The sequence below is a fragment of the Syntrophaceae bacterium genome (genome assembly GCA_013177795.1).
Taxonomy (GTDB): domain Bacteria; phylum Desulfobacterota; class Syntrophia; order Syntrophales; family UBA2192; genus UBA2192.
In genome coordinates, this window is sequence record JABLXY010000003.1 from 781776 (window position 1) to 793442 (window position 11667).

Annotated in this window: 12 protein-coding genes; 8 read left to right on the forward strand and 4 right to left on the reverse strand. The window is 64.0% G+C overall.

Annotated elements, in window-relative coordinates:
• Positions 1-86 precede the first annotated feature (86 nt).
• From HPY67_13605 to HPY67_13620, 4 genes are all read left to right on the forward strand, one after another.
• On the forward strand, positions 87-1118 hold the full coding sequence (locus HPY67_13605) for a chemotaxis response regulator protein-glutamate methylesterase (protein NPV05757.1): 1032 nt from the start codon (positions 87-89) through the stop codon (positions 1116-1118).
• A gap of 1 nt (position 1119) precedes the next feature.
• Positions 1120-3318, forward strand: coding sequence for a chemotaxis protein CheA (locus tag HPY67_13610; protein NPV05758.1), 2199 nt, complete (start codon positions 1120-1122; stop codon positions 3316-3318).
• A 75-nt stretch (positions 3319-3393) separates the two neighbouring features.
• The gene (locus HPY67_13615) at positions 3394-3786 is read left to right on the forward strand and encodes a chemotaxis protein CheY (protein ID NPV05759.1); all 393 of its coding nucleotides are present in this window, start codon (positions 3394-3396) and stop codon (positions 3784-3786) included.
• 21 nt (positions 3787-3807) lie between these two features.
• Complete coding sequence (locus tag HPY67_13620; protein ID NPV05760.1) at positions 3808-4281, forward strand: chemotaxis protein CheX; 474 nt, start codon at positions 3808-3810, stop codon at positions 4279-4281.
• A gap of 180 nt (positions 4282-4461) precedes the next feature.
• Here HPY67_13620 and HPY67_13625 read toward each other — a convergent pair whose 3' ends face one another.
• On the reverse strand, positions 4462-5424 hold the full coding sequence (locus HPY67_13625; protein NPV05761.1) for a hypothetical protein: 963 nt from the start codon (positions 5422-5424) through the stop codon (positions 4462-4464).
• Between the two features lie 311 nt (positions 5425-5735).
• On the opposite strand from HPY67_13625, the gene HPY67_13630 reads away from it, so the two are divergent.
• From HPY67_13630 to HPY67_13640, 3 genes are all read left to right on the forward strand, one after another.
• The gene (locus tag HPY67_13630) at positions 5736-6230 is read left to right on the forward strand and encodes a rubrerythrin family protein (GenBank protein NPV05762.1); all 495 of its coding nucleotides are present in this window, start codon (positions 5736-5738) and stop codon (positions 6228-6230) included.
• Positions 6231-6416: 186 nt separating this feature from the next.
• Positions 6417-7355, forward strand: a complete 939-nt coding sequence (gene menA / locus HPY67_13635) for a 1,4-dihydroxy-2-naphthoate octaprenyltransferase (protein NPV05763.1) — start codon at positions 6417-6419, stop codon at positions 7353-7355.
• Complete coding sequence (locus HPY67_13640) at positions 7352-7969, forward strand: CPBP family intramembrane metalloprotease (protein NPV05764.1); 618 nt, start codon at positions 7352-7354, stop codon at positions 7967-7969. The genes menA and HPY67_13640 overlap by 4 nt, the downstream gene beginning before the upstream one ends.
• Positions 7970-7976: 7 nt before the next feature.
• Here HPY67_13640 and HPY67_13645 read toward each other — a convergent pair whose 3' ends face one another.
• Positions 7977-9161 carry an MFS transporter gene (locus HPY67_13645; GenBank protein ID NPV05765.1) on the reverse strand — a complete coding sequence of 395 codons (1185 nt, stop codon included), beginning with the start codon at positions 9159-9161 and terminating at the stop codon, positions 7977-7979.
• Between the two features lie 179 nt (positions 9162-9340).
• On the opposite strand from HPY67_13645, the gene HPY67_13650 reads away from it, so the two are divergent.
• Positions 9341-10003: a hypothetical protein gene (locus tag HPY67_13650; GenBank protein NPV05766.1), complete on the forward strand. Its 663-nt coding sequence runs from the start codon at positions 9341-9343 to the stop codon at positions 10001-10003.
• 172 nt (positions 10004-10175) lie between these two features.
• On the opposite strand, the gene HPY67_13655 is transcribed toward HPY67_13650, so the two are convergent.
• Both HPY67_13655 and HPY67_13660 read right to left on the reverse strand, forming a co-directional pair.
• Complete coding sequence (locus HPY67_13655) at positions 10176-10880, reverse strand: TVP38/TMEM64 family protein (GenBank protein ID NPV05767.1); 705 nt, start codon at positions 10878-10880, stop codon at positions 10176-10178.
• A 215-nt stretch (positions 10881-11095) separates the two neighbouring features.
• The gene (locus tag HPY67_13660; GenBank protein ID NPV05768.1) at positions 11096-11611 is read right to left on the reverse strand and encodes a cyclic nucleotide-binding domain-containing protein; all 516 of its coding nucleotides are present in this window, start codon (positions 11609-11611) and stop codon (positions 11096-11098) included.
• Positions 11612-11667: the final 56 nt, after the last annotated feature.

Here is an 11667-nt window from a genome sequence, read left to right on the forward strand (position 1 = left end):
TCGGCCCTAAGCCTTGTGCCGTGAGATCGGCAGCAGCGCAAAACACAAAAGAAGGAAACGCAGCGGGAGCGGAGACTCATCGAGCCGTGAACAAGATCAAAGTACTCATCGTCGACGATTCGGCCATCGTCCGCAAGATCTTCTCGGAGGAGCTCTCGAAGTTCCCCGACATCGAGATCGTGGGCACGGCGCCGGACCCCTACGTGGCCCGGGACAAGATCGTCGCCCTCAAGCCCGACGTGGTCACCCTCGACATCGAGATGCCCCGCATGGACGGGATCACGTTCCTGCGGAAGCTCATGAAGTACTACCCCCTGCCCGTCATCATCGTAAGTTCATTGACGCCGAAGGGTGGAAAACTGACGCTCGAGGCCCTCGACATCGGCGCCGTCGAGGTCGTCGCGAAGCCCGGGGCGGCCTACACCGTGGGGGATATGAGCGCCCAGCTGGCCGAGAAGATCCGGGCGGCCTCGCGGGCACGGATCGTGAAACAGCAGGGGGACGGCCCCGGAAACGGGGGCCCGGCGGAGCCGGTCCGGGCCCTGGCCCAGACGACGAACCAGGTCATCGCCATCGGCGCCTCCACGGGGGGCACGGAGGCCCTCAAGGCCGTGCTCACGAAAATGCCCGTGAACGCCCCCGGCATCGTCGTCGTGCAGCACATGCCGGCCAATTTCACGACGGCCTTTGCCGAGCGTCTCAACGGCCTGTGCCAGATGACGGTGAAGGAGGCGAAGAACAACGATTCCGTGACCCAGGGGACGGTGCTCATCGCCCCGGGGAACTATCACATGCTCCTGCGGCGCAGCGGGGCCCGCTACTACGTGGAGGTCAAGGACGGGCCCATGGTGCACCACCAGCGGCCCGCCGTGGACGTCCTGTTCAAGTCCGCGGCCCAGGTCGCCGGCGCCAACGCGATCGGGGTGATCCTCACGGGGATGGGAGCCGACGGGGCGGCGGGGATGCTGGAGATGAAGAAGGCCGGGGCGAGAACCATCGCCCAGGACGAGAACACCTGCGTGGTCTTCGGCATGCCGAAGGAAGCCATCAAGCTCGGCGGTGTGGACCGGGTCCTGCCCCTGGAGCAGATCGCCGGGGAACTGGTGAGGATGATGTGACATGGATCATGCTGAACTGAGACGCGAGATCGACGACATGGCGTCGAACTTCCTCTTCCTGGAGAAGAGGGAGATCGACATCCCGACGGCGGGACAGTTCCTGAACCAGCTCGAAGCGGTCATGGGGCATGCGGAGAGCCTCGGGGTGCCCGAGGCCCGGCGGCTGGCGGGCGGCCTGAGTCAGCTCCTCGAGAAGGTGGTCCTCGAGTCCGTCGACGCCGCCGCGGGGTTCGGGCTGTTCGAGCGCGGCATCGTGCTGCTGCAGTCCGTGGCCGACGGCTACTGCAACGCGGGGCGCTACGACGGGAGCATCGAGGGGTTCATGGCGGAGCTCGCCGCTGGCCTGGGCATGCCCCCGGAGGCCGCAGCCGCCGAGACGGCGGCGCCGGCCTCCGCGGAGACGGCCCCCGAGAGCCCACCGGCGGCCGGAAAGGACCGGGTCCAGGACGAGGCACTGCTGCGCGATTTCATCACCGAGGGGCTCGAGTACATCGGCGAGATCGAGGTGAACATCCTCAACCTCGAGCAGGAACCCGAAAACAAGGACTACATCAACGCCATCTTCCGGCCGTTCCACTCCATCAAGGGCGTGGCCAGCTTCCTGAACCTCGTCGACATCCGCACGCTGGCCCATGACCTCGAGACGCTCCTGGACAAGGCGAGAAACGAGGCCCTGCCCGTCACGCCGGAACTCATCGACCTCATCCTCGACGGCTCGGACACCCTGAAGGCCATGATCGGCCAGCTGCGCGACGCGCTCGAGGGCCGGGAGGCCACGGAGGTGATCGACACTTCCGACCTCGTCCGGCGCATCAAGCTCGCCGAGCAGGGCGCCGACCAGCCGAAGCAGCCCAAGAAGCTCGGGGCCATCCTCGTCGAGGAGGGGGTCATCAACGAGGAAGAGCTGCAGGCGGCCCTGGAGCGCTCCCAGATCCCTCCGCCCCGCAAGCTCGGCCAGACGCTCATCGCCGAGGGGATCGCCTCGCCGAAGGACGTCTCCCGCGCGCTGCGCAAGCAGGCCCAGCAGGTGACGGACTCCAACACGATCCGCGTGGACATCAAGAAGCTCGACGACCTCATCGACATGGTGGGCGAGCTCGTCATCACGCAGTCCATGATCCGGCAGAGCGAAACCCTCCTGACCCTCGGCGACCGGAAGCTCGTGCGGGACATCTCGCAGCTCGCGAGCATCACCTCCGAGCTGCAGCGCTCCTCCACGGTCCTGCGCATGGTGCCCATCAAGCAGACCTTCCAGCGCATGGCGAGGCTCGTGCGGGACCTCTCGAAGAACTCGGGCAAGCTCATCAACGTCGTCACGGTGGGCGAGGACACGGAGATCGACCGCAACATGGTCGACGAGATCTACAACCCGCTCGTCCACATGATCCGCAATGCCGTGGACCACGGGATGGAGATGCCCGAGGACCGCATCCGGGCGGGCAAGCCCGAGCGCGGCACGATCAAGCTCAAGGCCTTCCACCGCGGCGGCAACATCGTCATCGAGATCTCCGACGACGGCCGGGGCCTCAACCGGGAGAAGATCCGCGAGAAGGCCCTCAAGAACGGGCTCATCGGCCCCTCGGATGCCCTGACGGACCAGGAGATCCACCGGCTCATTTTGCTGCCCGGCTTCTCGACGGCCGAGAAGATCACCGACATCTCGGGCCGGGGCGTCGGGATGGACGTCGTCAAGCAGGCCGTGGAGAAGCTCCGCGGCAAGATGGACATCCAGAGCGCCGAGGGGAAGGGGACGACCTTCGTCACGGCCTTCCCGCTCACCATGGCCATCATCGACGGCATGATCGTCAAGGTCGGCAGCGAGCGCTACATCCTGCCCACGGTGGCCATCCGGCAGCTCATCCGCCCCGACCGGGCGGCCTACAACTGCATCGTCGGCGAGGCGGAGACGATCAACGTCATGGGGCGCCTGCTGCCGCTGGTTCGCCTGCACCGGCTCTTCGACATCGAGCCCGTGCACCGGAACCCCTGGGAGGCCACTCTGGTCGTGATGGAGGGCGAGAAGCGCGCGAAGTGCCTGCTCGTCGACGAGATCCTCGGCAAGGAGGAGGTCGTGATCAAGAACCTGGGCGAGAGCCTCAAGCGCATCAAGGGGGTCTCCGGCGGCGCCATCCTCGGCGACGGCAACGTGGGCCTGATCCTCGACCCCGAGGGCCTTTTCGAGATGGCCGAAGCGAACTGACGCCCGCGGGCCCGGTACGCAGCGCGGCAGGGATGCGCGGATTCGGAGAAAACAAACCTGATTGCGGGGGAAACTATGAGCGTGGACAAGAATCTCAAGATCCTCATCGTCGATGACTTCGCCACCATGCGGAAGGTCATCCGGAACCTGCTCAAGCAGGGCGGCTTCGAGAACATCGTGGAAGCCGAGGACGGGGCGGCGGCCCTCAGGGTCCTGAAGTCCCAGCCGGTCGACTTCATCATCTCCGACTGGAACATGCCGAACATGAGCGGGCTCGATCTGCTCAAGGCCGTGCGGGCGGACGACGAGCTCAAGGCGCTGCCGTTCCTGATGGTGACGGCAGAGGCCCTGAAGGACAACGTGGTGGCGGCCGTCAAGGCGGGGGTGAGCAACTACATCGTGAAGCCCTTCACCGCCGAGGTGCTCAACGAGAAGATCGAGAAGATCGTCAAGAGCCTCGCGGCGTAAACCGGCAAAGGACCAATCCCCATGGACGTACGATTCATCAACCCGTTCCTCAACGGGACCGTGCAGGTCCTGAAGACGATGGCCTTCGTGGAGCCCAAGGCGGGCAAGCCCTTCCTCAAGAAGGACAGCCTCGCCCGCGGCGACGTCTCGGGCATCATCGGCCTGACCGGCGCGGCCCGGGGTTCGCTGGCGCTGAGCTTCAGCGAGGGCTGCATCCTGAAGGTCGTTTCCAACATGCTCGGCGAGGAGATCAAGACCCTCAACGGCGACATCAAGGACGCCGTGGGCGAGATCACCAACATGGTCTCCGGCGCGGCCCGCAAGGAGCTCGAGACCCTCGGGTTCAACATCACGGCGGCCATCCCGACCGTCGTGGCCGGCAAGGACCACTCGATCAGCCACGTGCTCGGGGGGCCGAGCATCATCATCCCCTTCGAGACCCCGCATGGGCCCTTCGTGGTCGACATCTGCATCAACGGCGTCGAGGGGAAGTAAACGCCGGTCGGTCTCTCCGGAGCCTTGCGGCGGCCGGCAACGTAGCTTCAGCATCCGATTGCTGAGTGCGAAGTTCAGAAGTTGAGAAGTCAGGAAGCTCGGAAACCGAAATGGAAAAGGGCTTGCCGTCCGGCAAGCCCTTCGTCTTTTCCTGACTTCTGCTCTTCCTGTCTTCCTTCTTTATCGCGTGACCTGGTACTTCCGCACGATCTCCCGGAAGGCGGCGAGCTGCTGCTCGTCCATCTCGAAGGTGTAACGGTTGCCGCCCTTGAAGGTCACCGTGATCGAACCCGATTTTGCCAGCTTTGCGATCTTGTCGTCCTCGGCGATCTCGTTGTCGGACCACTCGATGACCCCGCCCGAATCGATCATGGACTGCTTCTGCGGGTAGATCGTGTCGATCGTCAGCTTCGTGCCGTTGTGGCCCTGCAGGGTGACGGACTCGTAGGAGAGGTACTCCGGGGCCTGGTATCTTGTCCTCACCTTGAAGAACTTCTTGCCCGTGTAGCGCTGGACAAAGTAGAGCTCCACGGTGAACTTCCGGTCCTCCCCGACGCTCTGCGTGAGCGGCCGGGTCGAGCGGTACACCTTCCACGACTTGATCGGGTCGTCCTCGATGAGGATGTGCCGGTTGATCTCCCGCTGGGCCTCGAGTTCGGCCTCGAGTTCCTGCCGCAGCTCCTCGCGCAGCCCCTGGAGCCTTTCGCCGAGATCCTTCGTCAGGAAGGCCGCCTTCGTTTCCCGGTCGATCAGCTCGATCCTGGCCCGAAGGTCCCTCGTCGATTCGACGGATTTCACGATCCTCTGGAAGTTGTTCAGGGCGAGGTTTCGGATCTCGGAGATCTTCTCCCCCGCCGCGGCGGCGTGCCGGCTCGTCGGGAAGCGGTCGACGAGGGTCTGGAATTTCTCCAGGGCATCGCCGTATCGCTTCTCCTCGTAAAGGCTCATGCCCGTCTTGTAGTAGAAGTCCGAGAGGTCCTTGAGCTGTTTCAGCTCCTCGGCGAGGGTTTGGTTCTGCTGGCGCGTAAGCAGCAGCTCCTTGTTGAGCCTGTCGTTTTCAATCTGCAAGTCCTCGAATTTCTTGTAAGAAACACATCCCGGCACCAGCAGTGCGCAGGTCAGAAGAAGGAGAATGCGATACATAGGGGCTCCAGAAAACCATCAGAGACCGTCCACAAGAAAGATAAACAATGCAACAATCGTTATAATGGATGCACTATAATGACATTGGAGGCGATTATCAATGGGTTTTCGGTGTGCATTTGCCATGCCGGGCGTTGCGACGGGTGCATTCCCGTTCTCACGGGCGGTGGGCCCGGGGATGAAAAAATTGTGAAAACCGAAAAAGCTTGATATATCCTAAACATATATCAATGACATGAGGGGGCGCGGCTGCGTGTCCCCTTCGACGTTCGTGAATGAGGCCGAAAAAAAATTTCGAAAAGGAGGAATATATGTCGAAGACGAAGAAAAACCTGGAAGACGCCTTCGCGGGTGAGTCGCAGGCCAACCGCAAGTATCTCGCCTTCGCGAAGAAGGCCGAGGCGGAAGGGTTCAAGCAGGCCGCAAAGCTGTTCAGAGCCGCCGCCGAGGCGGAAACGGTGCACGCCCATGCCCATCTGCGCGAACTGGGCGGGATCCGCTCCACGAGGGAGAACCTCGAGGAGGCCATCAACGGCGAGTCCTACGAGTTCCAGAAGATGTACCCCCAAATGATCGCCGATGCGAAGACCGAGGGTGCATCGGGTGCCCTGCGGAGCTTCGAGTTCGCCAACGCCGTCGAGAAGATCCATGCGGGGCTCTACAGGAAGATGCTCGAAAACCTGGGCAAGACGCCCGACACGGACTACTGGGTCTGTCAGGTATGCGGGATGACCGTGGAGGGTGAAGCGCCTGACAAGTGTCCCGTGTGCGGGGCCAACAAGCAGATGTTCAAGAGGGTCGACTGAAAACAGGCAAAAGGGCGGCCGCCCGGCCGCCCTTTCCGTTTCCGCCGCGCACTGCCGTACCCTTCCTTTTTCCCCGTATCGTGCTTATGTTATCGCCAATCGGCTGCCTGATTTTGGGCTTGACTTGGCAGGCCTGTTGTGAAAAAAGCCCTTCGAAACTATGCAGCCGCTCTCGAGGAGAACGGGATGGGCACCAGAGACACCTCCACCATCGATCAGAAGCGAACCCTGCTGGCCGTGTGGTTCCAGGCGGCACGGCCCTTTTCCCTGACGGCGTCCGTCCTGCCCGTGGTCATCGGCGCCGTGCTGGCCGCCTCCGCCGAGGGACCGGTCGACTGGCCCCTCTTTCCCCTGATCGTCGCCTGCTCGCTGCTTTTCCACGTCGGGACGAACATGGTGAGCGACTATTTCGATTACCGCCGCGGGGTCGACCGGGATGAGACGCTCGGCGGCAGCCGGGTCCTCTTCGAGGGTCAGATCACCCCGAAGCAGCTTCTCACGGCGGGCATCCTCCTGTTTGCCGTCGGCTTTTCCCTCGGCCTGCTGCTCGTCGCGGTGCGGGGCTGGCCCATCTTCGTCCTGGGCGTCATCGGGCTTCTCGGGGGCTGGTTCTACACGGGCGGCCCCGTCGGCTACAAGTACGTGGCCCTGGGCGACATTCTGGTGTTCATCCTCATGGGCCCCCTGATGGTCATCGGTTCCTATTTTGCCCTGACGGGCGGCTTCAGCCTGACGGTGTTCTACGCGTCCCTCCCCGTGGGCTGCCTCGTTGCCGCCATCCTGCACGCCAACAACCTCCGGGACATCCCCTACGATGCCGAGGCGAACATCCGGACCATGGCCATGGTGCTCGGTGTGCCGGCTGCAAAGGCCGTCTACGCGGGGCTCGTTGCGGGGGCCTACCTCGTGGTGGCCGTGATGGTGCTGGCAGGGCTCGTCACCCCGCTGGCGCTGGTGGTCTCGCTGACGCTTCCCCTGGCGGTGAGGAACGTAAGGGCCGTCGCGGCAAGCGTCCCGGGCAGGCCCGATTCCATCGCCACGGGGGACGTCATGTCGGCCCAGCTTCACCTGGCTTTCTGCACGCTCTTCGGGCTGGCCATTTTCGCCGGAACCTTCCTGCGATGACACCCGTTGTCCGGCTCTGCGCCCTGGCCGCGTTCTTCTGGTTCCTCATGTTCTCGCCGTGGACGGCGCCGCGGCTCAATTTCTGGCTCGTCATGGCCGCGGCGACGGCCGTCCTGTCCGCGGCGGGGCTGTGGCTGCAGAGAGAGCGCCTCCGCGAGATCTACGCATTCAGGCCCGCCCACGTCCTCATCGGGATCGTGTCGGCCCTGCTCCTGTACGCCGTCTTCTGGGTCGGCAATCTCGTCTCGACGCAAATCTTCCATTTCGCCAGGCCCGAGATCGCGGATATCTACAGCACCCGGGCGCAGGCATCCCCGCTCGTCATCGGGCTGCTGCTGCTTTTCTGGGTGGGGCCCGCCGAGGAGGTCTTCTGGCGCGGGTTCGTGCAGGAGCGGCTCTACGCGAAGTACGGTCGTGCGGGCGGCTACATCGTCGCTTCCCTGGTCTACGCGGGCATCCACGTCTTCGGGTTCAACTTCATGCTCTTCATGGCGTCGCTGATCTGCGGGCTGTTCTGGGGGGCGATGTACCTGACGTACCGGTCGGTGTGGCCGGGCCTCATCTCGCATGCGGTCTGGGACGTGCTGATCTTCGTGGTGATTCCCGTGCAGTGATTGGGGGTCACCGTCCGCTTGCCCTTTCACCCTCCTGCCTGTAACGCAGGCTCAGCGCAAGCAGAAGGCCGATCACGGGCAAGGCCATCACGGCCTGAAGGGCCGCGGGGACACCGAAGTGGTCCGCGACGACGCCCAGCAGTGTCACGCAGATGCCCCCCGTGCCGATGGCGAACCCCGCCATGAGACCCGATGCAACCCCCAGGCCCTGCGGGATCAGGTGCTGGGCCATGACGATGGTCACCGAAAACGTGGAGATGAGGACCATGCCCAGAAGGCCGAGGACCGCGAAGAGCAGAACCCCCTGCGTGACGAAGAACAGGGGCATGAGCAGGGAAGACAGCAGCATGGAGAGCACGAGGTAGCGCTTGTGCCCCCAGCGGTCGGCAAGCGGCGCCCCGGCCAGCGTTCCGACCGCCCCGCCCGCGAGAAACGTCGTGACGAGGGTCCCGGCCTGCAGGATGTCGCCTTTGAGGTGATCGATGAAGTAGAAGGGGATGTAGGTCAGCAGGCCGACCTGGATCCACGAGCGCATCACGACGACACCGATGAGCACGCAGAGCGACAGCCACTGCGCCGCCCCGGGCCCGGCCTGCCGGGCTGCCGAGGCGGCGGGGGCCCCGGGGCGGGGGATGACGATCATGTGCCAGGACAGCAGGATCGTCACGGCGAAGAGCACCGCGGGCGCCGCCAGCACGGGAAGGCTCTCGAAGCCCCAGCTCCGGACCACGAAGAGCGCCAGCAGGGGGCCGATGGCGAAGCCCAGGTTGCCCCCGACGGAGAAGATGGACATCCCGGTGACTCTCCTTTCGCCCGTGAAGAAGTGCGCCGTCCGGAACCCCTCGGGGTGGTATGCGGCGATCCCCATGCCGCTCAGGACGACAAGCGGCAGCACGAGGGCGAAGCTCGACGGCAGCGCGAGCATCGAGAATCCCGCTCCCGCGCAGAGGCAGCCCAGCGGCAGAAACAGGGGCTTTTCCTTGCGGTCCGAGATGTAGCCGAACAGGGGCTGGATGATCGAGGACGTGAGCGTGCCTACCAGTAGGATCGTTCCCGTGGCCGTGTAGGAGAGCAGGAGCTTTGCCTTGAGGAACGGCAGGATGACGGGCAGCGCCCCCTGGTAGAGGTCCGTCACGAGGTGACCCGAGGAGAGAAGAAGCAGGACTTTGAGGTTGAACTTGTTCGATGACAAACGGATGAGTTCCCCTTATCCCGGTGAACGGGATGCCTGGCCGGGATGCTCTCACACCGGCCGCCGCAAGTCAAGCCGCGGGAATCCAGGACGTGGCATGGAATTTGCTCAACAGCAGTGGGGGGCCGATCCGTCGGAGTGCCGAGACGGGATAAAAGACACAGCCTCGTGAGGATGAAATGGACAGCAAGACCAGGCCCGGCAGCGAAAAGACCCTGGGTCAGATCCTTGTCGACAAAGGCATCATCAGCCGGGAGCAGCTGGAGCGCGCCCTGCGGGTCAAGGCCGAGCAGCCGGGGAAGTACCTGGGCGAGATCCTCTTCGAGATGGGGGTTTCGCAGGAGAAGATCAACCGGGCCCTCTACTACTCCAACAAGCGCAAGACGATCGGCGAAATCCTCGTGGATCAGAAGCTCATCACCCCCGAGCAGCTCGAGGAGGCCCTCTCGAAGCAGAAAAAGATCAAGGAAAAGTGGGGCCACACGAGGCCCCTGGGGCTGCTGCTCATCGAGCTGGGGTACATCAACAGCCGCGGCTACCTGACGGCCCTGTCCAAGCACTTCAACATGCCCATCCTGTCCCTGAAGGACTACCAGCCCAACCCCCAGCTCCAGAAGGTCATCGGCGAGCGCTACGCCATGGAGCGCAAGATCATCGTGCTGGAGAACAGCGCCAAGACGATTAAGCTCGTCCTGGCCGAGCCCTCGACGCAGATTCAGGAGGAGCTGCAGAAGGCGATTCCCCCCGGGAAGTCGGTCGAGTATTACCTTGCGAGCTACGGCGAGATCGACGACGGCCTGCGCCGGGTCGCCGATCCCTTCAGCTTCACGCAGTACCGGTGATACAGCGTTGAGGGTCGAGGACCGAGGGTAGAGGCAAGAAGGAAGAAAGAGGGACCGGGGAAAAGATCCCCGGTCCCTCTTTGCTGTCAGATCCGTTTACTACGCCCCGCTGCCCTCACTCCTTGCGCCGTCCGTGCCCTGCCCTGCGCGCTCTGCGGTGCACGCCCGTTCCTCACGCGCCCGCCGTCGGGGGCCCCCCTTCGTATTTCGCCGCCCGCTCCCGGATCTTCTCCAGCCATTTCTCGCGGTAGAGGTAGGCGACGAACAGGCAGCAGCCCGTGACGGCAAGCAGGCCGGCCATGGGCCAGAACTGGTTGTTGCGGGCGAAGCTCCCGAACACGGAGAGCATGATGGTGCCGAAGAGCCGGCCCACGGTGGAGATGACGAGAAAGGTCGCGGTCCGCATGTGGGACAGGCCGAGGATGTAGCACAGGTAGTCCTTCGGGAAGCCCGGGATCAGGAAGAGAAAGAAGGCGATGAAGACCCCCTTGTGTTCGATGACGTAGTCGTACTTGCGAAGGGTCTCCGGCTTGACGACCCTTTCCACCAGGGGCAGGCCGAAGATGCGGGCGAGCAGGAAGGCGAGCCAGGAGCCGATCGTCAGCCCGATCGTCGAGTAGACGGTTCCCAGGACGGGGCCGTACAGGTACCCCCCGATGAACCCGCTCACCTCGCCGGGAAACGGCGCGAAGACCACCTGGAGGATCTGCAGCGCGATGAAGACAAACACGTCGTAAGGGTCGTACGACGTGATCATGGCCACGGCGCGCTCGCGGTCGTAAAAATACACGTGGAGGTCGTTGCGGATGAAGACGTAGGCCCCGACGGCGAAAAAGGCGACGAGGGCCAGGGCGCTCAGCAGGTAGTGTCGCTTCATGGTTTTCAGGGCATCGCGCAGACGGGGCCGTGGTCCGTCCCGCGAGCGATTCTTCTTACCAGAGAACGGCGGAGAACACAAACGGCAATCGCCCCCGGCCGTCCCGTTCCGCTGGGGGATGCACAGTGCCGGCGCAGGGGGTGATGGAATTCGGGGGTGAGTAAGAGGCAATCGCAGGGTGGGTGTCCCGGGTCCGATGTCCCGCCCGCACGGCGTCACGCCGACCCGACCGTGTCGGCGAGGCCCGTCGAGGACTTGAGCCGCTGCAGCTCGCCCCGGACCCGCGTCAGCTCGTCGCTCGTCTCCTTGAGCCGCCGTGCGAGGACCTCGGCCATGACCATGTAGTAGATGGCCGCGAAGGCCACCCGGTCCTCTTTCCTGAGGTTTTCCATGGCCGCCACGTCCGTGACGAGGCATACCGTCTCGTCGACGGCCGCCACCGACGAGGTCCGGGCGGAAACGGACAGGAGGCGCATCTCGCCGAAGACGTCGCCCGTGCGCGCGAGGACCTTGATCTCCACCCCGTTGCGGGTGACCCGGACCTTGCCCGAGACGATGAAGTAGATCCGATGGTCCGGCTCCTCCTCCCGGCAGATCGTCTCGCCGGGGGCGTATTTGAGGATCTGGCTGCAGCTGAGAATCTTGCGAAGGTCCTTCTTGTCGAAGGCCTGGAGCTTCGGGATCTTCCGGAGCGCCTGGATGATCTCGCCGTTTCCCTCGAGGACCTGCATGGTCTTCCCGTATCGTCAGTTCTCGTGGACGCAAGGGCTGTCGTGCTGACAGATTT

What these genes read in the sequence shown, in the direction of transcription:
- HPY67_13610 (NPV05758.1), top strand. Translation starts at nt 1,120, where the DNA reads ATGGATCATGCTGAACTGAGACGCGAGATCGACGACATGGCGTCGAAC.
- HPY67_13615 (NPV05759.1), top strand. Translation starts at nt 3,394, where the DNA reads ATGAGCGTGGACAAGAATCTCAAGATCCTCATCGTCGATGACTTCGCC.
- HPY67_13620 (NPV05760.1), top strand. Translation starts at nt 3,808, where the DNA reads ATGGACGTACGATTCATCAACCCGTTCCTCAACGGGACCGTGCAGGTC.
- HPY67_13625 (NPV05761.1), bottom strand. Translation starts at nt 5,424, where the DNA reads ATGTATCGCATTCTCCTTCTTCTGACCTGCGCACTGCTGGTGCCGGGA.
- HPY67_13630 (NPV05762.1), top strand. Translation starts at nt 5,736, where the DNA reads ATGTCGAAGACGAAGAAAAACCTGGAAGACGCCTTCGCGGGTGAGTCG.
- menA (NPV05763.1), top strand. Translation starts at nt 6,417, where the DNA reads ATGGGCACCAGAGACACCTCCACCATCGATCAGAAGCGAACCCTGCTG.
- HPY67_13640 (NPV05764.1), top strand. Translation starts at nt 7,352, where the DNA reads ATGACACCCGTTGTCCGGCTCTGCGCCCTGGCCGCGTTCTTCTGGTTC.
- HPY67_13650 (NPV05766.1), top strand. Translation starts at nt 9,341, where the DNA reads ATGGACAGCAAGACCAGGCCCGGCAGCGAAAAGACCCTGGGTCAGATC.
- HPY67_13655 (NPV05767.1), bottom strand. Translation starts at nt 10,880, where the DNA reads ATGAAGCGACACTACCTGCTGAGCGCCCTGGCCCTCGTCGCCTTTTTC.
- HPY67_13660 (NPV05768.1), bottom strand. Translation starts at nt 11,611, where the DNA reads ATGCAGGTCCTCGAGGGAAACGGCGAGATCATCCAGGCGCTCCGGAAG.